At 66.9% G+C, this 21,603-nt stretch carries 22 protein-coding genes and 1 tRNA gene; 13 read left to right on the forward strand and 10 right to left on the reverse strand.

The features are described 5' to 3' along the window. Positions 1 to 38: 38 nt before the first annotated feature. On the reverse strand, positions 39 to 4,163 hold the full coding sequence (locus tag ABC319_RS05700; protein WP_413069292.1) for a translocation/assembly module TamB domain-containing protein: 4,125 nt from the start codon (positions 4,161 to 4,163) through the stop codon (positions 39 to 41). Then, positions 4,163 to 6,130: an autotransporter assembly complex protein TamA gene (locus ABC319_RS05705; RefSeq protein ID WP_413069293.1), complete on the reverse strand. Its 1,968-nt coding sequence runs from the start codon at positions 6,128 to 6,130 to the stop codon at positions 4,163 to 4,165. Before ABC319_RS05705 ends, ABC319_RS05700 begins: the two co-directional genes overlap by 1 nt. 95 nt (positions 6,131 to 6,225) lie before the next feature. Here ABC319_RS05705 and ABC319_RS05710 point away from each other — a divergent pair, with 95 nt between their 5' ends. Then, complete coding sequence (locus ABC319_RS05710; protein WP_413069294.1) at positions 6,226 to 6,411, forward strand: hypothetical protein; 186 nt, start codon at positions 6,226 to 6,228, stop codon at positions 6,409 to 6,411. Between the two features lie 2 nt (positions 6,412 to 6,413). On the opposite strand, the gene ABC319_RS05715 is transcribed toward ABC319_RS05710, so the two are convergent. Beyond that, positions 6,414 to 7,037 (reverse strand): S24 family peptidase, encoded by a 624-nt coding sequence (locus ABC319_RS05715; protein WP_413069295.1) that lies wholly within the window; start codon positions 7,035 to 7,037, stop codon positions 6,414 to 6,416. Positions 7,038 to 7,125: 88 nt separating this feature from the next. Between ABC319_RS05715 and ABC319_RS05720 the strand changes: the two genes are divergently transcribed. The 4 genes from ABC319_RS05720 to ABC319_RS05735 all read left to right on the forward strand — a co-directional run bounded on the left by ABC319_RS05720 (position 7,126) and on the right by ABC319_RS05735 (position 9,654). Then, positions 7,126 to 7,302, forward strand: a complete 177-nt coding sequence (locus ABC319_RS05720) for a hypothetical protein (protein ID WP_413069296.1) — start codon at positions 7,126 to 7,128, stop codon at positions 7,300 to 7,302. After that, entirely contained in the window at positions 7,299 to 7,610 is a 312-nt protein-coding gene (locus ABC319_RS05725; RefSeq protein ID WP_413069297.1) for a hypothetical protein, read from the forward strand. Before ABC319_RS05720 ends, ABC319_RS05725 begins: the two co-directional genes overlap by 4 nt. 54 nt (positions 7,611 to 7,664) lie before the next feature. Further along, entirely contained in the window at positions 7,665 to 8,849 is a 1,185-nt protein-coding gene (locus ABC319_RS05730) for an acyl-CoA dehydrogenase (RefSeq protein ID WP_413069298.1), read from the forward strand. A 160-nt stretch (positions 8,850 to 9,009) separates the two neighbouring features. Beyond that, complete coding sequence (locus ABC319_RS05735) at positions 9,010 to 9,654, forward strand: response regulator transcription factor (protein WP_413069299.1); 645 nt, start codon at positions 9,010 to 9,012, stop codon at positions 9,652 to 9,654. Between the two features lie 9 nt (positions 9,655 to 9,663). Here the strand turns inward: ABC319_RS05735 and ABC319_RS05740 are convergent, their stop codons facing one another. Continuing rightward, entirely contained in the window at positions 9,664 to 10,965 is a 1,302-nt protein-coding gene (locus ABC319_RS05740; RefSeq protein ID WP_413069300.1) for a sugar MFS transporter, read from the reverse strand. 110 nt (positions 10,966 to 11,075) lie between these two features. On the opposite strand from ABC319_RS05740, the gene ABC319_RS05745 reads away from it, so the two are divergent. Further along, positions 11,076 to 11,837 (forward strand): class II aldolase/adducin family protein, encoded by a 762-nt coding sequence (locus tag ABC319_RS05745; protein ID WP_413069301.1) that lies wholly within the window; start codon positions 11,076 to 11,078, stop codon positions 11,835 to 11,837. A gap of 151 nt (positions 11,838 to 11,988) precedes the next feature. Further along, a complete protein-coding gene (locus tag ABC319_RS05750) occupies positions 11,989 to 12,534 on the forward strand; it encodes a (2Fe-2S)-binding protein (RefSeq protein ID WP_413069302.1) in 546 nt (181 codons plus the stop codon). 25 nt (positions 12,535 to 12,559) lie between these two features. Here ABC319_RS05750 and ABC319_RS05755 read toward each other — a convergent pair whose 3' ends face one another. Next, positions 12,560 to 13,345: a 3-hydroxybutyrate dehydrogenase gene (locus tag ABC319_RS05755; protein ID WP_413069303.1), complete on the reverse strand. Its 786-nt coding sequence runs from the start codon at positions 13,343 to 13,345 to the stop codon at positions 12,560 to 12,562. A gap of 138 nt (positions 13,346 to 13,483) precedes the next feature. Between ABC319_RS05755 and ypfJ the strand changes: the two genes are divergently transcribed. Then, on the forward strand, positions 13,484 to 14,395 hold the full coding sequence (gene ypfJ / locus ABC319_RS05760) for a KPN_02809 family neutral zinc metallopeptidase (RefSeq protein ID WP_413069304.1): 912 nt from the start codon (positions 13,484 to 13,486) through the stop codon (positions 14,393 to 14,395). A gap of 116 nt (positions 14,396 to 14,511) precedes the next feature. Here ypfJ and ABC319_RS05765 read toward each other — a convergent pair whose 3' ends face one another. Beyond that, positions 14,512 to 15,591, reverse strand: coding sequence for a DUF2171 domain-containing protein (locus tag ABC319_RS05765; RefSeq protein WP_413069305.1), 1,080 nt, complete (start codon positions 15,589 to 15,591; stop codon positions 14,512 to 14,514). Positions 15,592 to 15,848: 257 nt separating this feature from the next. Between ABC319_RS05765 and ABC319_RS05770 the strand changes: the two genes are divergently transcribed. The 3 genes from ABC319_RS05770 (at position 15,849) to ABC319_RS05780 (ending at position 17,580) form a co-directional block, all read left to right on the forward strand. After that, positions 15,849 to 15,924: transfer RNA gene (locus ABC319_RS05770), tRNA-Ala, on the forward strand. Positions 15,925 to 16,006: 82 nt separating this feature from the next. Then, a complete protein-coding gene (locus tag ABC319_RS05775; RefSeq protein WP_413069306.1) occupies positions 16,007 to 16,780 on the forward strand; it encodes an NUDIX hydrolase in 774 nt (257 codons plus the stop codon). Positions 16,781 to 16,827: 47 nt separating this feature from the next. Then, positions 16,828 to 17,580 (forward strand): extensin-like domain-containing protein, encoded by a 753-nt coding sequence (locus ABC319_RS05780; RefSeq protein WP_413069307.1) that lies wholly within the window; start codon positions 16,828 to 16,830, stop codon positions 17,578 to 17,580. Positions 17,581 to 17,596: 16 nt separating this feature from the next. Here ABC319_RS05780 and ABC319_RS05785 read toward each other — a convergent pair whose 3' ends face one another. From ABC319_RS05785 to ABC319_RS05800, 4 genes are all read right to left on the reverse strand, one after another. Beyond that, entirely contained in the window at positions 17,597 to 18,151 is a 555-nt protein-coding gene (locus tag ABC319_RS05785; protein ID WP_413069308.1) for a hypothetical protein, read from the reverse strand. A 202-nt stretch (positions 18,152 to 18,353) separates the two neighbouring features. Further along, positions 18,354 to 18,638 carry a hypothetical protein gene (locus tag ABC319_RS05790; protein WP_413069309.1) on the reverse strand — a complete coding sequence of 95 codons (285 nt, stop codon included), beginning with the start codon at positions 18,636 to 18,638 and terminating at the stop codon, positions 18,354 to 18,356. A 66-nt stretch (positions 18,639 to 18,704) separates the two neighbouring features. Next, entirely contained in the window at positions 18,705 to 19,490 is a 786-nt protein-coding gene (locus tag ABC319_RS05795; protein ID WP_413069310.1) for a transglutaminase-like domain-containing protein, read from the reverse strand. 77 nt (positions 19,491 to 19,567) lie between these two features. Beyond that, the gene (locus ABC319_RS05800; RefSeq protein ID WP_413071623.1) at positions 19,568 to 20,308 is read right to left on the reverse strand and encodes a Bax inhibitor-1/YccA family protein; all 741 of its coding nucleotides are present in this window, start codon (positions 20,306 to 20,308) and stop codon (positions 19,568 to 19,570) included. Between the two features lie 140 nt (positions 20,309 to 20,448). On the opposite strand from ABC319_RS05800, the gene thpR reads away from it, so the two are divergent. Both thpR and ABC319_RS05810 read left to right on the forward strand, forming a co-directional pair. After that, entirely contained in the window at positions 20,449 to 20,994 is a 546-nt protein-coding gene (gene thpR / locus ABC319_RS05805) for an RNA 2',3'-cyclic phosphodiesterase (RefSeq protein ID WP_413069311.1), read from the forward strand. Between the two features lie 66 nt (positions 20,995 to 21,060). Next, positions 21,061 to 21,600, forward strand: coding sequence for a superoxide dismutase family protein (locus ABC319_RS05810; protein WP_413069312.1), 540 nt, complete (start codon positions 21,061 to 21,063; stop codon positions 21,598 to 21,600). Positions 21,601 to 21,603 lie beyond the last annotated feature (3 nt).

The following is a 21,603-nucleotide window of genomic DNA, read 5'->3' on the forward strand; positions in this document are numbered from 1 at the left end:
GCGCCGTCGTGCGGACGGCGCACCGATGACGTCGTGGCTCAGTAATCCCGCGATATACGGACGTTGGCGCTCTGGCGGCCCAGCGTCGAGATGCTCGACAGGAGCGACAGCCAGCGGGTCACCTGAAACTCGACCTGCGTTGCGGAATATCCCTGCCCGTCAGTCACGATCTCGGCGTACAGGCGCCGCGTCACGTACTTGCCGGCGGCGATCGACGTACCCTGGCCGGTCTGCGGGTCGGCCGGCAGGATGCGCAGCCGGTCGAGCCCGGCGGCACGGCGCACCGCGTTGATCGGGTTCAGCCCGTTGCCGCCATCCTGCAGCGCGGCGACCGCGGCGGCCAGCTGCAACGCCTCCGGAGCGGACAGGTTGGTGATCGAGGTGCCGAACAGCAGGCGGGACAGCAGTTCGTCCTCCGGCAACGCCGGGACGCTGGAGAAGCCGATCTCCGGCTTCAGGGCGTTACCGGTGACGCGGATCGTGGCGTTCAGTCCGGTCGTGTCGGCGTTCGCCTCGATATCGAGCGCCGGGTTGGCGGGCACCTCACCGTCGAAGCGGATCACGCCGCGTTCCAGTTCGAACTCGCGACCGGCGAACTCGTAATCCCCGCGGATCAGATTGGCCCGCCCGGTGATGGACGGATTGTCCGGCGCCCCGCCGATCTTCAGGTTGGCGGACCACTCGCTGGTCAGGCCCAGGCCGCTGACCATCACGCCGGTGCGTGCGCGCGCGTTCAGCGCCAGCACCCAGGGGGCGGCCGGGCGTTCGTCTTCGCCGTCCCCGCCGGGCACGTTGATCTCCCGCACGTTCAGCTGCGGCGCGACACTCGCCGCCGTCGCGCGACCGAGGCGGTAACTCGCCCGGTTCAACGTCACGTCACCGGAAATGGTGCCACCGCTGCCGTCGGACCGGAAGAGAAGCGGGCCGGTGACCGTCGCTGCGATATCGTCGCGCGCGATCATCACCGCACTGTCGGCCTGCAGGCGGATGTCGAGGCCGATGCCCTTGGCTGCGGCGAAGTCGAACTGGCCGGTTCCGGTCACGCGGCCGCCACGTCCCGCATCGGCGCCGAAGCGATCGATCGCCAGCCGCGATCCGGCGAAACGGCCGCTCGCCTGGACGTTGGTCAGGAGGGTGCCGGTCGTGGCGCTCTCGATCCGTGCACCGGCCGTCTGCACCGCTCCGCGGATCAGCGGCGCGGAAACACGCCCGGTGACGTCGGCTCCGATCGAGACCGGACCGGAAAGGTCGAACAGCTCCACGCCGGTCAGTCGCCACAGCGCGTCGGCCGGCCCGGCGTAACGAAGCTGCGCGAACAGGTTCGCACCCGACAGCCGCTCGACGATCGATCCGCCGGCAAGTGTCGTCAGCCTCGCCTGCGCGCGGCCCACCGTCTTGCCGCCCGATGCGATGACTGCCCGCATCCCCGCCCGCTCGCTGCCCAGTATCGCCGCGACGCCGACGTCGATCGGAGCGGAAGTCAGGACGAGCCCCGACCGGGTGACGCCGCGCAACGTCAGGTCGGCACGGCCCGTCGGAACGCCCGCGGCATCCTGGGCATAGCGGACTGTCCCCGACGCGCTGCCACCAAGGCCGAGCCCGGGGAAACCGATGTCCAGAATGGTCAGCGGCAGGCGCTGGCTGCTCGCCTCGACGCTCAGACCATTGCCGCTCCACGTGCCCGCGAGCCGCGCCTCCCCGCCCGCGAACGATAGCCGGGTCGGCCGCAGTCGCCAGCCGTCACCCTCCGCGACGATGACGGCGGGCTCCGCCAGGGAGAGCGGTCGGCGATCCAGCGTGCCTTGCGCGTTGATGGTGAAGCCGTCGGTGCGGATCCGGGTGACGGACTGGATGTCGAACGCACGGCCGCGTGATCCGGCGATCGAGGCACGCACCTCCCCGGTACCGCCGGCCAGACGCGCCGTTGCGGCGAACCGGGCGAGCCGCACGCTGCCATAACGCAGCCCGACGCCCCGTGCCGTCCCGTCGACGACCGGACCTGCGGGGTCGAGCACGATCGATCCGTCGATCCGTCCCTGCCGTAGGGCCGCGGCGCCAAATCGGGCACCGCGCAGATCCAGATGCGCCTCGATGCGCTGCACGTCGCCGACGGGCCGGAACAGCAGGTCACCGGTGATCGGGCCCGTGACCTTGATCGCACCGTCGAAGCCGCCGTCGACGATCGCCAACCGTCCGCTTCCGCGGGAACCGGCGATATCCAGGGCCGCTATCGCGATCGACGCCTGTCCCCCGTCCGGCAGCAGGATGGCACCGTTGCCGCGAAACGGCCCCAGCCGCGATCCGCCCGCGGCGGTGAAGGCGAATCCCGTCGGCGTCGGATCGAGGTGCGCGCGAACCTCGCGCAGGCCGAGCGCCTCGTTGGGGCGGGACAGGCGCAGATCGATCGTCGGCTTCTCGATCGGCCCGTCCAGCACGAGCACGACCGGGCCATAGGTCGCCTGCCGCCCACTACCCTCGAAATGGAAGCTGCCGTCTCGCCGGCGATAGCCGTTGCCGGTCAATGTGAGCGCGGGCGAGGTCAGCCGGGCGTTTCGGAAATAGAGTACGCCGTCGCTACCTCGCTCGAGCCCGGTGGCGATGCGCGGCAGACCGCCGGTCAGCGAACGGAAGAACGCATTGTCGAGCCGGCGCACGATCGCCGTGCCCTGCCCGACGATCCGGCTGCCCCGACCGCCGGGGCCGGGCACCACCTGTAACGCCGAATTGACATCGACGATGCCGATGCCGGGGATCAGGTAGCGCCCGAGTTGCCCGCCCAGTCCCACGCGGTACTGGCCGGTGCGCAGATCGAGCGACAAAGCGGTCGTCCCCCGCAATCGATCGGATCGGAGGACGAGGCCGGTGCCGGTGACGAGCGGCGGCGCGATGCGCAGCGCACCGTCGACGGACAGATTGCGCAGGATGCCGCCGGCGACGGTGCCCAATCCCGTAACCCGTGCCGCCGTCACCCGGACGGGCAGCGTTGCGGGCCATCCGGACAGGCGTCCCTTCCCCGCGGCACGCGCCGCCTCGAACCCGGTATCGTCAAATGCCAGCCGGTCGGCAGTGATGCGATAGTCGTATCCGGCCGACGCGAACGGGCCATCGACGATCGCCCGCAACGCGATGTTGCGTCCTGTCATGTTCGGGAAGAGCGCGGTGGGCCGCGCCAGCCGCGCGTCGATGCGAACGTTGCGATACTGGCTGGCAGCCAGATCGATCTCGCCGGTGGCCTCGACGCTCAATGCGGCCGACCGCAGCCCCAGGCGACCGTCGAGGCGGCGGTGGCGAAAGCTGGCCTCGCCAGATACGGCGACGCGCGGTGCGGTAAGACGCTGCCCCTTGCCGGTCAGCAGCGAAGACGGGGCGACGTGTCCGCCAATCGCATAACGGCCATCGGCAGCGGTGAGTGCCAGATCGGCGAGGGTGACCCCCGCCACCTTGCCCCGCGCGCTCCCACGCCAGCGAGCCCAGCTGCCATCGCCGTCGACGATCAGCGCGACCGGCCCCCGATCCCCCGTCAGTCCGGCGAGCAGCCCCCCGCGCTGCCCCCTCGCACGCAGGTCGATATCGAAACGGTCGCGGTCGGGGCGCGCATCGATCGACAGCGCCAGCCGGTCGGTTCCCCCGACCACCGCCGCGAGCCGGACGACTGCATGTCCCGCACGGATGTCGGCCGCCCCACGAGCATGGACGACGCGCGGCCGGCCGGATACCGGCGCCGCGAGCTCGAGACGACCGATCGTCAGGCGGCCGATATCGATGTCGAAATCGGGCAATACGGGACCGCGCGTTCCTGACGGGCGCGTGCGCGGCAGGCGCGCCAGCCGGGCGATCGGAACGTCGAGCCGACGTATCGTCAACTCGTTCGACAGCCAGCGCCAAGGCTCCCAGTCGAGCATGACCTGCGGCGCAGCGAAGACCTGTCCGTCGAGGTCGTAGACGCGTACATCGGTGAGCCGCGCCTGTGCGTAGAGGGAACCGTCGATCCGCCCCACCGCGAACCGCAAGCCATTGGCCGTGCGGATCGTGCCGATCCGCTCCGCCACCAGGCGATGGCCCCACGGCGTATCGACCGCGACGAGCGCGCCGACGGCGATCGCGATCGCTGCCAGCAACAGCCCCGCGACGACGCGCCACGACCGGCGGAGCAGGCGCCGCATCAGAAGGCTTGTCCCAGCGAGACGTAGACGGCGATACGCGAGTCACCCGGCTGCGGGTTGATCGGCGTACCGACGTCCAGGCGGATCGGACCGAAGTTCGAATAGTACCGCACGCCCAAGCCGGTTCCGAAACGCAGCTTGCTGAATTGCGGCAACGCATCGGTATAGATGTTGCCGGCATCCAGGAACGGAACGATCCCGAACGATCCGAACAACTTGATGCGCGCTTCCATCGCGAACTCGGTCAGGCTGCGGCCGCCGATCGGATCGTTGTTGGGATCGCGCGGGCCGATCGACTGATAGCCGTAACCGCGGACCGACGCGCCACCGCCCGCATAGAACCGCCGCGACGGTGCCACCGCGTCGCGCGGCGCGCCGACGATGGTGCCCAGCCGGGTTCGCCCGGCGAGCACGATGTCGGGAGTGACGCTGCGATAGATGCTGGCGTCGAGCTGGGTTCGGGCGTAGCCGAACACCGAATTCTGCAATGACGCCTCCGGACTGAGCCGGCCGCCGAGGCGAAAGCCGCGCGTGGGGTTCAACAGATCGTCGGTGCCGTCGTAGATCAGGCTGGTGGGCAGCGCGGCGATGAAGAAGGTGCGCCGCCGCGGCTCTCCCGTCGATACGATCACGTCGCGCTCGTCCGATGTCAGCAGTTCGGCGCCCAGCGACCACGTCCAGGTCTTCTGGAAGAAGATGTTGGTCTGCCGCTCCAACGTGCCCGATAGCGAGTAGGTCTTGGCATCGTATGCGTCGCGGTTCTGGTGGGCGGCCGCAGCCTGCAACGTCAGCACCCGGTCGCGGGCGTGGAAATTGTTGCGGCGGTAGACGAGCGAGGACAATTGCTCGCGCGTGCCGAGCACGCTGCGGATCGTCAGCGCCCCCTCTGGCGGGAACAGGTTGCGGTGCGTCCAGCTGAGTTCCAGCCGGGCGCCCTCGCCGGTGCCGTAACCGAGTTCGCCGGCGACCGTATGGGGCGGTGCCCGGTCGAGCTTGACGGCCATGTCGACCGTGCCCGGCGTCCGCCCCTCCACCGGCGTCAGGTCGACCGACGAGACCAGCCCGGTCTGGATCAGGGCGCGGCGCAGATCGTCGACCTTCACCTGATCGTAGCGGTCGCCGCGGGAGAAGCGGGCGATCTCCGCGACGTGATCCGGGCCGAAGACGCGGTTGCCGGGTAAGGCGACGATATCGCCGAACGTCTTCTGCCCGCCGGGCGCCACGTCCAGGGCAAGGGTCGCGGTCTTGGCGGCCCGGTCCACGACTATCGCAGGCTCGCCTACCTTCGCGAACGGAAAGCCTTCGCGGCCTGCCGTCCTGGCCAACGCGGTCGTCCCGTTGACGATCGCGTCCGCGTCTGCCGGATCGCCCTCTGCAACGCCGAAAGCGCGGGTCAGGTCGTCGGCCTTCATCCCGGCGGCGGCGACGCCGGCCAGTGTCACCCCGGTCAACCTGTACAGCCCACCCGGCGTGGCCTCCAGCACGACGACGGAGCGGGACGCGGCGGCGGTAGGCGGGTCGATCCGCGTTGCCACCTGCGCGTCGTAATACCCTGCGGCCCGCAACAACGTGGTGAGCAGGTCGGCATCCTCGCGCGCGCGCCGATCCAGCTGGGCGGCGTTGGCGGACGATCCGTCGTTGGCGTTCAGCGTCGAGTTATCGGCGAAGCGCTGACGCAACAGCGGTGTGGCGACCGCATCGATCCCGTCGATCCGCCAGCTGTAACGCCGCTGCGCGACCACGTCGGTGCCGGCCGATGCCGTGGCGGCGTCCGCCGGGGCGCTGTCGAGGTCCGGCCAGTCCACCCCGATGTCGGGCAACGGCGCCATCGGCGCGTCGGGATCCAGCGGCACCGGATCCTGGCGCATGACGGGCTGCTGAGCCCATGCGACGGCCGCCGGCGAGACGACAAGAAGGATGCTGGCGCCGACCGCCCACCGGCCCGCTCGCCGACCGAAGCGCGACATTTCCGCCCTCTAGCCTGACGCGACGCAGGGGGACAGCCCCGTTTGCGCGAGAAGACCGGCTGGCGCGGCGGTCGTCGACATGGCAGTAGCCGGGGATGGCCACTTCCCCCGACCCACGCCGACCGAACGCCGCCGGCGGGCCGCTCATCGCCATCGGCGCGCTGCTCGGTGCAGCGATCGGGTTCGCATTCGGAGAGGCGACGCCGGGGTTCCTGATCGGACTGCTGGTGGGGATCGCCGGTGCAGTGCTGATCTGGATGCGCGACCGACCCCGCCGATAACGCTATCGCACCGCGCGCATCTGCCACACCACACGGCCGATCACGGCAACGGGCCCGGTCGGGACAGGCGCGGCCGCCGGATTGTCGCTGCTGACCTCCAGACCGTCAACGCCGCTGCGGACCCGCTTCACCATCAGCACCTCGCCGATGCGGATGACGAAGACCGCTCCGCCCCGGGTGGGTGTCCGCGACGACAGATCGACCACGATCTGGTCGCCATCGACCAACCCCGGCTCCATCGACGATCCCCGCACCCGGATCATCGCCGCCTGACCACGGGTCAGGCCCAGTCGCCGCCCCAATGCTGGATCGATCAGGTCGCTGCCCAGCGCCAGTTCCGTATCGACGAACGCGCCCGGCCCGGCGGCGGCGGCGACATCCAGCCGCGGGATGCGCCATCCGGCCGCCGCCGGATGCACCGGTCCTCCCAGCCGCGCCTCTTCGACACCGAAGAAGCCGGCCAGCCGACGCCTGTCATCGTCCTCCAGCCGCTTCGGGCTGCCCCGCCGGACATATTGCTGAAGATAGGCGACGTTCCGTCCCAGCATCCGCGACAATGCCGATAGGCTGACGCCACGCTCGTCGGCGAGCGCCGCCAGCGCGGTGCGGGGATCGGTCGTCGCCATTCCGGATCATTAGCCTAGGAAATTATCCTAGACAAGTTGGAGATTGAAGAACAGATCGGGAACATGTTGAGCGAATTGGAGAAGAGCCATGACGCTGTTGGGAAGGATCGAACGCTACCGGGAAGCGCACGCCATACCGGCAACGACCTTTGGGCGTCGTGCGGTGAACGACCCGCGACTGGTGCTCGACATGCGCCGCGGCCGTGTGCCGCGCGCCAGGGTCACGGCGCGGGTGGAAGCGTTCATGGCGGAGCACGGAGCATGAGGTCGCGCCACCCCTCTGCTCCGCTGATACGCGCGCTGCTCGCCGACGCGGCGGCCGCCGGATGCCGGGTAACATCCGAATCGGCAGTGACGACCGACTGGTCCAGCGCGACCTTCATCGGCGCCCGCCACCACGTGGTCCTGTCTGCGCCGACCGGGGCGGCCTTGTCGCACTGGCTTGCGAGCATCTCGGCCACACCGCTGTCGTTGCCCCGCGAACTGGTCGGCGAGCTGCGGGTCGAGCGGGTCGCCCCGGTCGGAACGCGCAAGACGATCGCACTGTCCGCTCTGACGATCCAGGAGGCTTGACGCTTGCTCCCGCCCGCCCGTGTCCCTACCGCTTGCTGCAAAGAGGAGAGCGTAATGGCGGGCATGGGGCAGTATGATTGGGCGGACCCGTTCCTGCTCGATGACCAGCTTAGCGACGACGAGCGGATGATCCGCGACACGGCGCGCGCCTATGCCGACGACCGACTGGCACCGCGGATCGTGGAAGCGTTCCAGAACGAACACACAGATCCGGCGATCTTCCGGGAGATGGGCGAGTTGGGGCTGCTGGGCCCGACCATCCCCGAGGAATATGGCGGTGTCGGTGCCAGCTATGTCGCCTATGGACTGGTCGCGCGCGAGGTCGAGCGGATCGACTCCGGTTACCGCTCGATGATGAGCGTGCAGTCGAGCCTCGTCATGTATCCGATCAACGCCTATGGCTCGGAAGAGCAGAAGCGCGCCTTCTTGCCCGGCCTCGCCGCGGGCGAGCTGATCGGCTGTTTCGGCCTGACCGAGCCGGATGCCGGGTCGGATCCCGGCGGCATGACGACACGGGCGCGCAAGGTCGACGGCGGTTACCTCATTTCCGGCGCCAAGACCTGGATCAGCAACGCACCGATCGCCGACGTCTTCATCGTCTGGGCGAAGTCGGACGCGCATGGCGGCGCGATCCGCGGCTTCGTTCTGACCAAGGGGCTCAAAGGGCTGGAAACACCCAAGATCGAAGGCAAGCTGTCGCTGCGTGCATCGATCACCGGCATGATCATGATGGACGATGTCGCAGTCGGCGACGATGCGCTGCTGCCGCACGTCGAGGGGTTGAAAGGCCCTTTCGGCTGCCTGAACCGGGCACGCTACGGCATCTCGTGGGGCGCGATGGGTGCGGCCGAGTTCTGCTTTCATGCAGCGCGCCAGTACGGGCTCGATCGCAAGCAGTTCGGCACGCCGCTCGCCGGGCGGCAGCTGTTCCAGAAGAAGCTCGCCGACATGGAAACCGAGATCGCGCTGGGACTGCAGGCCTCGCTGCGGGTCGGCCGACTGATGGACGAGGGTCGGTTTGCCCCGGAAATGGTTAGCATGATCAAGCGCAACAATGTCGGCAAGGCACTCGATATCGCCAGGATGAGCCGGGACATGCACGGCGGCAACGGCATTTCGGGCGAGTACCAGGTCATGAGGCATCTGATGAACCTGGAGACCGTCAACACGTACGAAGGTGCGCACGACGTACACGCCTTGATCCTTGGTCGGGCGATAACGGGCATCGCCGCGTTCTAATTCTGTGCAGCGGAATCCCATTTCTGTACCGAGTTGCTGATTGACCGGGATCAGCGTTCGGCAGCATATATGCGAACAGGCTTTTACGGTTGACCGCTATGATGCTGCCGCTTTCTGAAGATCGCCGTATGGGAACCGCTGGTGCGATAGGACGCCTGCGATGAGCGCAGGCCCGTCACTGGTTCATGTCGTCGATGATGACGCGACGACGCGGCAGCAGACTGTGTCGCTCTTGCGGGGCAGGAGCTTCTCGGTCGAAGCCTGGCCGTCGACCGCGGATTTTCTCGGTTACGCGACCGGCATCGCACCCGGCGTGATCCTGATCGATCTCTGCCGCACGGACATCGACCGCAGGGCCGCACAGGCGCACCTTACGGATGCCGAGATCGCACTTCCATGCTTTGTGCTGACCGCATCGGACGACCGCGACATGGCGGTGGAGGCGATGCGCGGTGGTGCCATCGACGTGCTCACCAAGCCGGCCGAACCGGAGCGCCTGTCGGCTGCCGTCACTATCGGTCTGAACCGGTTGACCAAGGCCCAGCGCCGCGCCGCGACGATGCGCCGCGTCCAGGCCGTGCTGGACCTGCTCAGCCCACGCGAGCGCGAAGTGTTGTTCGGCCTGACCCGCGGCTGGTCGAACAAGGAAATCGCACGCGAGATGGGCATCTCCGCGCGGACGGTGGAGATCCATCGGGCCAGCGTCATGGAAAAGCTGGACGCGGAATCGCTGGCGCAGGCGCTTCGCATCGCCTTCATCGCCGAAGTGTGCCGGATGGTGAACCCGGCGTTCCACGTCGCCTAGATCCGGTCTTCAGGCGGCGGCGATCGGGCGCCGTGCGTAGAGACCGTAAGCCAGGATCAGCGCGTAGCATATCGCCGGCAGGATCAATGCGAAGTGCAGCGATCCGGTGCTGTCGGCCAGAGCGCCGGTTAGCGGCGGGATGATCGCTCCGCCGACGATCGCGGTGGCGATCACGCCCGATCCCTCGGCCGCGCGCTTGCCCAGCCCTTCGCTCGCCAGCGAGAAAATGGTCGGGAACATGATCGAATTGACCAGGCCGATCGCCAGCAGCGACCACGCCGATACCGCCCCGGTCGTGTTGGCGGAAATCAGGATCAGCCCGATGGCGGCCGCGGCCACGCCGGCCAGCACCTTGCCGGGCGACACACGGGTCAGGACATAGGCGCCGATGAACCGCCCGATCAGCGCGCCGCCCCAGTAGAACGGAACATGGTCGCCCGCGGCCTTGTCGCTGAGCCCCAGAACGCCCGGCTGCATCAGATAGTTGACGATCAGCGATCCGATCGCGACCTCTGCGCCGACATACAGGAAGATGCAGGCCGCGCCCGCCGCAAAGCGCCTGCGCGACAACAGCGTGAATGCCTGGAACATGCCGCCGCCATGGTCCTGCTCCTCCTTCAACCGGTTGCGCCGGGTCCACACGACGGCGGCGATCAGCAGCAGGGCGACGGCCAGTCCCAGATAGGCATGGACGATGGCACGCGACGCTTCCACGCGGTACGCATCGAGCGCCGGCCCGGTCAGCGTCTCGGCACTGACACTCGCCAGCCCGCCCAGGATCAGCGCCGATCCGGCCAGCGGGAAGAGCGTGGTGCCGAGAGAATTGAACGCCTGCGCGAAGGTCAGCCGCCCCGCCGCGGTCTGCGGCTTACCGAGTAGCGAGATCAGCGGATTGGCGACCACCTGCACCACGGTGATACCCGCTCCCAGCACGAACAGTGCGACCAGGAACAGGCCGAACGCGGCGTTGCTGGATGCCGGGATGAACAACAGGCACCCGGCCGTCATCGTGACCAGCCCGATCGACGCCGTCTTCATGTAACCGAAGCGCCGCACCACGGCCGAGGCGGGGATCGAGAACAGCGCATATGACAGGAAGAACGCCGTCTGAACGAGCATCGCCTCCGCATGGCTGAGGCTGAACAGCTCGCGCAGCTTGGGAATGATGATGTCGTTCAGGCTGGTGATGCCGCCGAAGATGAAGAACAACGCGAACACGAAAACGCGCAGATCCGGCGCATCATAGCCATGGGCCGCATCGCCCCCCGCGGCATGATCGGTCGAGAGCGGTGCACTGACGTTGATGGCCACAGGTGCGAAATCCTAGCAAATTTCGGCGGGGTATGACGGCCGGTGCGCAGGCTGGCAATGCCTTGCGGCTCATGCGATACCACCGGTCAAACATCAGAGAGGAGTGTCCGATGGCGAGCGCCGTTCCGATCCGCCCCCATGCCAGCGATGCCGAGTGGCAGGCCCGTCAGCAGCTCGCCGCCTGTTACCGAATCTTCGATATGCTCGGCTGGTCGGAGATGATCTATAATCATATCACGCTGAAGGTGCCGGAAGAGGAAGGCGCCTTCCTCATCAATCCTTTCGGGCTGCACTTCTCGGAGGTGACCGCGTCCAGCCTGGTGAAGATCGACATCGACGGCAACAAGCTCGACGACAGCCCCTATCCGGTCAACCGCGCCGGCTTCGTCCAGCATGCCCTGTTCCACCGGCACCTGCCCGACGCTCACTGCATCATGCACACGCACACGACCGCTGGCATGGCGGTCAGCTCGCTGGAGGGTGGGCTGCAGCCGATCAACTTCTACGCCTGCAACTTTGCCGGGCAGATCGCCTATCACGATTTCGAAGGCGTGACCGTCCGCGATGAGGAAGGCGAGCGACTGCTGGCGCATCTGGGTGACAAGCGGGTCATGCTGCTGCGCAATCACGGCATTCTGGTGATGGGGCGCACCCTGCCCGAAGCGTTCGTGAAGCACTGGTCGCTGCAGCGTGCGTGCGAGATCCAGCTGGCGACCTTGTCGATGGGCCAGCCACTTCGGGTCAGCGACGAAGTCGTCGCGGTTCACCAGCGCGATCTGCACATGGCGCAGGTGCCGGGCGGCCCGGGTGCCGCGGACTTCGCGGCGATGGTGCGTCTGGTCGACAGACGCGACACCAGCTGGCGGGACTGACGCGCCGATTCGTACGTCCCGGACATCGACAACGTCTCACGAGCAACGACGCGCCGGGCGTGAGCCTGTCGCCCGATCGCATCTCAGGCGAAGGCGATGAACGGAAACGACCGTTTGCTGTCAGTCCGCCTTCGCCTACAACGATGCCCCGATGACCCGCTTCACCGTCAACAACCAGTCGGTCGAGTACCTGCTCGACCCAGAAACGCCGCTGCTGTGGGCTCTGCGCGATGCGTCGAACCTGACCGGGACCAAATACGGCTGCGGCACCGGCCATTGCGGCGCCTGCACCGTCGACGTCGATGGTCGCGCGGTGCGATCGTGTCGGATGACCATCGCGGAAGCGGAGGGCACCTATGTGACGACGATCGAGGGATTGTCGCGCGATCGCTCCAACCCGCTGCAACTGGCGTTCCTGGCCGACAATGTCGTGCAGTGCGGCTTCTGCGTGCCAGGCATCGTCATGGCGGCGCAGGCCTTGCTCCGTCGCAACCCCGATCCCGATGAGGCGACGATCCGTGGAGCGATCACCAATCTGTGCCGCTGCGGGATATATCCGCGCCTCGTCGAGGCGATCGGACGGGCAGCCCGAGCGGCGAAAGGCGAGGAGGTGATCCCCGCCGGCGCGCGGCCGGACATCAATCCGGGGGACGCGGCGCATGCGATCCCCGCATTGGTCGCACCGCCTGGCAAATAGCGCATGCTCGCAGACCCGCGGCGACCTATGCCGCGGTCCAGCCCCCATCCATCGACAGGTTGGCGCCGGTTATCTGAGCGGCCTCGTCGCGGCACAGGAACACCGCCAGCGCCGCAACCTGCTCGGGCGTCACGAACTCCTTGGTCGGTTGGGCGGCGAGCAGCACGTCGTTCATCACCTGCTCCCGCGTCATCCCGCGCGCCTTCATCGTATCGGGAATCTGGCCCTCGACCAACGGCGTCCAGACATAACCGGGCGAAATGCAGTTGGCGGTGATCTTCGCCTGCGCGACCTCCAGTGCCACTGCCTTGGTCAAACCGACCACGCCATGCTTGGCCGCGACATAGGCCGACTTGTTTGGGCTTGCGACCAACGAGTGGGCGGAAGCGGTGGAGATGATCCGTCCCCAGCCCCGCTCCTTCATCGCTGGGATCGCGGCCCGCATCAGGTGAAAGACGCTCGACAGGTTGATCGCCAGGATCGCGTCCCACTTGTCGACCGGGAAGTGGATCACGGGCGACACATGCTGGATCCCCGCGTTGGCGACGGCGATGTCGCACCCGCCCGTTTCCGCCACCGCACGCGATATCATCGCCGCGATCTGATCGGGGCGGGTCATGTCGGCCGCATCGTACAGCGCCGTCGCCCCGCTCGTCTCCGCAAGCTCCGCGCGCGCGGACTCGATCGCCCCGGCCTCACCGAAACCGTTGATGACCACGCTGGCCCCTTCCGCTGCGAACGCACGCGCGATCGCCAGCCCGATTCCGGAGGTGGAACCGGTCACCACCGCGGTCTTGCCCTTCAGGAACATGCTTCACCTCTCTTGTCGCCGGATCGCGCGACCATGCGGTCAGCCACGGCAACGATCAACCATGGACCCGTCGCCGGGCTTCGCGCATTTCACCAGCGCAACGATCGACCGCGACGAAGCGATGAAGGGGAGCCGGCCATGCGTCTCGACGATTTCGACCCGAATGACATCAACGTCGAGGATCAGCGCGGCCAAAATTTCGGCGGCGGCGGCGGTGGAGGTCTGTTGTTCGGTCTTCTGCCTCTCATCGGCAGCCGCTTCGGTTGTGGCGGGATCGTCGTGGTCCTGTTGCTGATGGCGGTGTTCGGCGGATTGGGCAATCTCGGCGGGATGCTGGGTGGTGGCACCGGCGGAACCGGGCAGGTATCGGCGCCGCGTAGCCAGACCGGCGGCAGCAGCGTGGCGGAAAGCTGCAACCTCAATCCGGAAAGCAAGGCGTCGTGCAATGCGTTCCAATCGGCCGAGAATACATGGGAGGCGCTGTTCCGCCAGTCGGGTCAATCGTTTAAGGAACCGAAGCTCGTCTTCTACGGCGGAACCGGCCGATCCGGATGCGGCGCGGCGCAATCGGCCATGGGCCCGTTCTATTGCCCGACCGATCAGGGCATCTATCTGGACACCAGCTTCTTCAACGAACTGGCGACCCGGTTCGGGGCGCAGGGCGACTTCGCCCAGTATTACGTGATCGCGCACGAGTTCGGCCATCACATCCAGAATTTGCTCGGCACCTCCGCACAGGTTCAGCAGGTCCAGGCACGCGGCAGTCAGGTAGAGGGCAACGCGGCCTCGGTCCGGCTGGAATTGCAGGCAGATTGCTTTGCCGGCGTGTGGGCCGCGGCGAACCGCAACCGACTGGATCAGGGCGATATCGAGGAGGGCATGACTGCGGCCCGCGCGATCGGCGACGACACGTTGCAGCGTGAGAGTCAGGGTCGCGTGGTTCCTGACAGCTTCACGCACGGCACGGCGGAGCAGCGCATGCGCTGGCTGCGTCGCGGACTGGAAAGTGGTGATCCGGCGCAGTGTGACACGTTCTCGGGCGCGATCTGACCGGCTAGCCGGTTGTGGGCGGCGGAGGGTCCTCGCTCACGCTCTTGTCCGATGGAAAACGAAAAGGCCCGGCCACTTCATGGTGACCGGGCCTTTCACGTTGGCGATCGAGACGATCAGTACGTGCCGGAGAAGCTCCGGTTCAGGTTCGTACCCGTGCTGCGATCGTCGTCCGATCGGTTGGACGAGCGGCCCGAGCGGTCGTCGCCATACCCGAACATGGCCGAATTGCGATCCTCGTCGCGCCAGGCCTGCTTCGCCTCGTCCGACGATTTCGACAGCGTCACCTTGTCGTCGACCGACGTGATCCAGCTGGACGGTATCGAGTGATGGCGTCCACCGGCATCGGCGTCGTTCTTGGTCAGCAGGATGCGATCGCCGCGCACCTTGTCCACGGTGCCGACGTGTACGCCGTCGGAACCGACCACCTCCTGATGCTCGGTCACCTTGGTCAGCAACTCCCGCTGACCTTGGCGACCCGTCCGCCAGGTCGCGAACTCCTTCTCGAACCGCGAACGGTTTTCCTGGCGATACTCGTCATAGTCCCGGTCGAGCGCCGCGATCTGGCTGGAGCGCCAGCCATGATAGTCCTCGTCATGACGGCCGCCGCCATAGGAACGCTCGTCGTAGCGGGCATCCGCCTCGCGCCGGCGCTCGGCATCGTCATCACCGAACCACGACCGGACTTCGTCGCCCGCGCGCTGGAAGAAGCCCCGATCCTCATAGTCATAGCCCTGGGGCTGGCGCCCATAATTGCCGCGCTGCTGCTGATGCGCGCGATGCTCGCCATCCGGATGGCGACCGTAATTCTCGAACCGTCGGCCGTCCGAACCATAAGATCCGCGATAGTCGTGCGATCGCGCCTGCGCTCCGTAACGCTCGTTACGGCTATCGCGCCCGTAACCACCGGATCGACCCCCATCCTGGCGACCGTAATCGCCCTGCTGGACGTAGCTGCCCTGGCGACCGAACGAGCGATCCTGCCCGCCAGAGCGCTGGTTGCCATAGTCGCGGCGGCCATACCGGTCGTCGCTGCGATCATCATTGTCGAGGCGTCCGGCAGCGGCATAGTCGCGCGCACTGGAATAGGTGTAGTCGCGACCGGTACCGTAATCGCGTCCATAATCCATCGCATCGGACCGATTATAATAGTCGCTCTGGGAGTCCGCGTCCCGCGGATAGCGTTCATAGCCCATGATCGTCTCCTGTGTCTGCGGCGCCGGCACCTTCTCTTTGGAAGCGCCCGGATCCGCACGGAAAAACGGGCAGTAGAAAGCGATGTTCCAGTATCCGCAGCACCGGCGTTTCGGCTCGTCCCACGTCCTTTCCGGGCCGCCGCAGATGCTGCCGGAGCCTGGCGATGCCTTGTCGAACATGGCGGCAGAGCCGTGTTGCAATGCCGCCGACAGGCCGCTAATGGCGACGCTTCCGGCGCTGCCGGGATCGAAGGTGCGGGGCCGTAGCTCAGATGGGAGAGCGCTGCAATCGCACTGCAGAGGTCAGGGGTTCGATTCCCCTCGGCTCCACCACCCACCTTCGACGTGCTTCGCCGACATCGCCGCGACGAGTCCCGCATGTGGTGCCTCGCCCGTCATCGTGCGTTGATCGCGGATGAGCCAGTCACGCCCGATGCCACCGAATGCCATTCCTGCCAGTACCGTCGTCATCTTTCGCGAGGGCAGCGGCATCCTGCCGGAAGTACTGATGGTCGAGCGGTCGCGCGCCATGGCGTTCGCCGGTGGAGCGCTGGTGTTTCCCGGCGGCCGGATCGATCCCGGTGACCATCTGCTGGCGGCAACGTTGCAAGTAGAGGATGCCGACGAGGCTGCGGCCCGGATTGCCGCGATCCGCGAAACGCTGGAGGAAGCCGGGGTCGCGATCGGGCTCGATCCCCTGCCCGATCCGGTCGCCCTCGCAACGATCCGTGCCGGTCTTCACGCCGGCGAGGGTTTTGCAGAACTTTTGTCGGCAGCAGGCGTGTCGATCGCCCTCGACGCACTTGTCCCCTTTGCCCGCTGGCTGCCCAATCATCCCATCGCGCGCGTGTTCGACACCCGCTTCTATCTCGCGCGATTGCCCGACGACGCCGAACCCGCCAGCGTCGATCACACCGAGAATGTCAGGCTGATCTGGACCACGCCGCGCGACATACTGGATCATGGGGCCGCCGGAGCCGTGAAGCTGATCTTCCCGACGCTTCGCAACCTGGAGCGGCTGGCACAACATGACAGCTTCGACGAAGCGGTGGCGGATGCGTTGTCGCACCCAGTCCGGACGATCGTACCCACGATCGAGGTTCGCGACGGGGTTGAACATCTCTGCATTCCGGACGGGCTCGGCTATCCCGTCGTCTCGTTCGAACTCGACCAGGCGATGCGCGGTTGAGCCGTCGTGGCAGGCCGTCGAGGCTTGTTGCAGTCGCGTCGTCGCTGATGCGCGCAACCCGCCGGATCGCGGCCGTCTTCGTGTTTGGTGGAGCGCTGATCGTCATGCTTTTCATCGGATGGTCGACGATCCGCGGTCGTCCCCAGGACCTGCCGTGGACGCCGCTGGATCTCGGCCAGCCGATCGGAGTGTTCACCGGGCGCAAGATCACGGCGCTCACCGACGATTTCCGCGGTTGTCGCGCCGCGCTCGATCGAGCGGGCGTTCGCTACACCGTACTCCCGGTCATAAGGGACGCCCAAGGCGAGGCGGGCAGGGCTTGCGGTTACGCCGACGGCGTTCGGTTCACCGGCGGGGGTGCCAGGCGGATAGCGTTCATGCCGGCCGGCCTCGGCGTTGCCTGCCCGGTAGCGGCCGGACTGGTAGCATGGGAGTGGAACGTGGTGCAGCCCGCGGCGCAGCGCCTGCTGGGTAGTCCCGTCGTCGCGGTCGACCATTTCGGCAGCTACAGCTGCCGTCGCCTGTATGGCCGGGATGCCGGCAGCTGGAGCGAGCACGCGACCGCCGATGCGATCGATATCGCAGGGTTCAGGTTGGCGGACGGACGCCGGCTGACGATCGTAAACGACTGGAAACGTGAAGGTGGCGGCGCGAAAGCACAGTTCTTGAGGACAGTACGCGACGGCGCCTGCACACTGTTCGCCACCACCCTTTCACCCGATTACAATGCGGCCCACCGCGATCATCTGCATCTCGATCAGGCGGAGCGGGGCGCCGCCGGCTGGCGGGCATGCCGATAACGGCTGCCCGGCCCCGTCAGTTCGCCAGCGATTGCCCCGGCTCGACCTTCTCCACCCAATAGGGGAAGAACGCGGGCTGGCGGTTCGACCATCCGGATGCCGTCGCCGCCGCTTCGCTGATCGACTGGAGCAGCTTGCGTCGCAGTTCGGGATGCAAGTGAGGCAGCGCCGCCGCAGCGCAGAACGCCGCCAGCAGCCATGGTCGAACCTCCGCTCCGATCAGCCGTTCGTAAAGGAAGCGGACGGCGGAGAAGCTGGGCAGTCGCCCCTGCCCCATATCGAAGGCAACGATCGTGACCAGGGGAGCCAGAAACGGTTCGATTGCATCGAGTCCGCTGTCGTCCGGGACCAGCTCCCTGACCGACGGCAGCGCACGATAGAGCCGGGCCTGGGCGCGGATGCTTGCCGCCTCGACGACGTCACGTGACCAGCGAACCATCGCATCGTCACGGTCCAGACCGATATCCAGAGAGCGGCGAATGTATCGTTGCGTCGCAGCTGGAAAGCTTGCGAATTCCTTGATCTCGGCGAGGGTCATACTGCCCTCGGCCGGCTTGCTCCTGGCACCCATCGCGTTCACCCCGCCCAGCCATGTCCAACCGGGCCACCCTAGCGAAGGATGGTTAACACCAACCTTAACGCAGAGGGGCCCGGTTTCGCGAAGGAACGCCGAAATTCATTGCGCCGCAACATTATATGCGACGAGCCGAGCAGGCTGTTGCATCATCCTCGCCTTGTGATGCGCCGACGCAACATTTGCCCATGCCCAAGGCTCAGGCGTCGCGCTGTCGCTCGGCCTCATCGTCATAGCCGGATGACGGCGCGGGATCCGAGCGGGAGGGATCGGAGATGGAGACCGGATCGCTGCCATCCATGCTCTCGTCCAGTCCATTGTCGAGCCGGGCATCGACGCTATCGGGATTCTTCTGCAGGCGCTTGGCGATCGATCGATCCTGTCCAGCATCACCTCGCGGATCGCGACCGCTGCTGTCGTCCGGCTTGTCCTGTCCGTCCGGAGCGACCGACAGGCTGTCTAGCGCACGATCGTCGATGGTCATGGTCAATCCTCTCGAACTTGGTCCAACCTAGAACGAGCAGGCGCGATGCCCGTTCCGGGTAGTCGATCAACGCATACGGGTGACGGTCACCTGCTGACGCTGCAGGAAGGCGCTGCCGAAGACGGTCATGAACGCGATATCGGTCGCATCACGACCGACGACGACGCCGGCGATCTCCTCCGCCCGGGCCATGCCGGTGGCATCGACCAAGCGCCACGCACCGTCCAGCCACAGTTCTGCTACGGCATGGAAGTCCGGCGGCTCTACGCCGGGTGCATAGGCGGCAACGCAGCGCGCCGGAATCTCGGCGGCCCGCGCCAGTGCGACGAGCAGGTGCGCATAGTCGCGGCATACGCCCGATCGACTGGCGAATGTATCCAGCGCCGTCGTATCGCCGGTGCTGCCGTTGCCGCCGTACGACAGTTCGCTCTGCACCCAGTTCGCCAGCGACGCGGCCATCGCGCCGCCGGCGAGCCCGGCAAAACGGCGGCCGACAAAACCCTCCAGCCGGTCGGACTGGCAATATCGGCTCGGCAGCAGATAGGCGACGACCTCGCCCGGCAATCCGCGTGGCGGAGTCTTACCGAACGCCGCCAGCGATACGGGGGCGCGATCGACCGTCACCTCCGCGCGGTAGCGGGCCTGAAGCAGATTGGAGGCCCGTACCCAGCTGCGTTGCCCGATACCATCCTGCCCGGGCACGGCCGCGATCGGGTGATCTGACCAGATCGTCAGCGATTGGCTATCCAGCCGCTGCTCCGCCGTCGCCGCCGCTTCGATCTGCAACAGGATATCGACCTCGGCAGGCAGGTTGTAATCCAGGTCGACCTCGATCGACAGGCGGACGGGCATCGGCGTTCCTCGACGGCAAAGAGAAAGGGGCCCGACGGTTGCCCGCCGAGCCCCTGTAGATCGTTGATCCGAAACGATCAGTCGCGGCTGGAGCCGAACAGACGCAGGATGAAGAGGAACATGTTGATGAAGTCGAGATACAGGCTGAGCGCCGACATCACGACGACCTTGCCCTCCATGTCGGTGCCCGCGACCTGATAGTACAGGCTCTTCGTGCGCTGCGTGTCATAGGCGGTCAGACCGGCAAACAGGAGCACGCCCACCGCGCTGATCAGCATGCCGAGCGGCCCCGACTGCACGAACAGGTTGATAACGCTCGCCACCAGCAAGCCCACGACACCGATGATCAGGAAGGTGCCGAAAGCCGACAGATCCTTCTTGGTCGTGTAACCGTACAGGCTAAGCGCGGCGAAGCCGGCGGCAGTCGCGAAGAACGCCTGCGCGATGGCGACCGGGCTGTACTGAAGGAAGATCGTCGACAGCGACAGTCCCATCAGGACCGCAAAACCCCAGAACATCATCTGCAGCGTTCCGGTCGACATTCGGGCCTGGCCGAAGCTCATCCCGAAGACGATCGCGAGCGGTGCGAACATGATCACGTACTTCAGGATGCCCGGACCGGTGAACACCGCTTCCGCCTGCCCGCTGATCGCGAACAGCAGCGCAACGATGCCGGTGAGCAGCACGCCCGACGCCATGTAGTTATAGACCGACAGCATGTACGAGCGGAGCCCCGCGTCGTAGGCCGCGTCACCCGTCCGCGCGCGCGTCGCTCCGAACGGCGCGGCGGTTGGCCGAGGATCAGACCAGTTAGCCATCTCTTCAAACTCTCCTTCTTCCAGCACGACCCGAAAGGGGTCTCCGGACAGGTTCAATATCGGCTTGCCTCGCGCCATTTTCAAGCGAAAGCACCAGCTGGATTGCAACGTGCCGGGTTTCGCTGGTTAACATCATACGCATGATACGCCTGTTCGTTGCCCTCCGTCCGCCGCCGTTTGTCCGGGAGGCCTTGTCGGACCTGATGGACGGGGTAGGTGCGGCGCGCTGGCAAGACGACGAGCAGTTGCACATGACGTTGCGCTTTGTCGGCGAGGTGGAGCGGCATCAGGCGGAGGACCTTGCGGCCGCGCTCGGCAAGGTGTGCACGCCGCCGCCCGTCGTCGCGCTCTCCGGTGTCGGCAGCTTCGATCAGCGAGGTCGCGTGGATACGCTCTGGGCGGGGCTGGCGCCGGTCGGACCGCTGGCGCATCTCCACGCAAGTGTTGAACAGGCCTGCGCCCGTGCCGGGCTGCCACCCGAACGGCGCGCCTATCGCCCGCACATCACCGTTGGGCGGCTGCCCCGGTCGGCGGGCTCTTCCCCGGACATCGCAGCCTGGGTGGTCCGGCACGCCGGCCTGACCAGCGAGGCCTTCGTCATGCCGCACCTGATCCTCTACCAAAGCCATTTGGGGCGCTCGGGGGCCAGTTACGAACCGGTGGCACGTTGGCCGCTGGAGCGGTGATGCGGGAACCGGCGGGCGCACTGCTGGTTCGCTGCCCTGTAGTTTTCAAGGGAGAAGACGATGCTGATGCGATCGACGACTATGGCGGGCCTCACCCTCCTGGCGGCAACGGCGCTGGCCGGGTGCCAGACCGACAAGGGTGCCAGCCGCGCCGATGCCGCGAGCTACCGGACGGCGACGGCAATGTTGCGGACGGCGGCCAATGCCGATGCGGGCCGGGCGACCGCCACCGAAGTAGAGGGCGGGTTACGCTTCACCCTGGATGCGCGCGGCCTTCCGCCCGGCACGCACGGCGCCCACGTCCACATGGTCGGCCGCTGCGATGCGCCCGATTTCACGACCGCGGGTGGCCACTGGAACCCGACCTCTCGCCAGCACGGCACGATGAACCCGCAAGGTCCGCATGAGGGCGATCTGCCGAACCTGATCATCGGCACCGATGGCCGCGGCACGATCGGCGTGACGATCCCGGGTGCGACGATGGCCGGGCTGCTCGACACCGATGGCGGTGCCATGGTCGTACATGCGAACCCTGACGATCTGAAGACCGATCCGTCCGGCAACAGCGGTGGCCGCATCGCCTGCGGGGTATTCCAGCCGGCGTGAGGC

It is taken from the genome of Sphingomonas phoenicis (assembly GCF_047238005.1).
In the GTDB taxonomy this organism is placed as follows: Bacteria; Pseudomonadota; Alphaproteobacteria; order Sphingomonadales; family Sphingomonadaceae; genus Sphingomonas.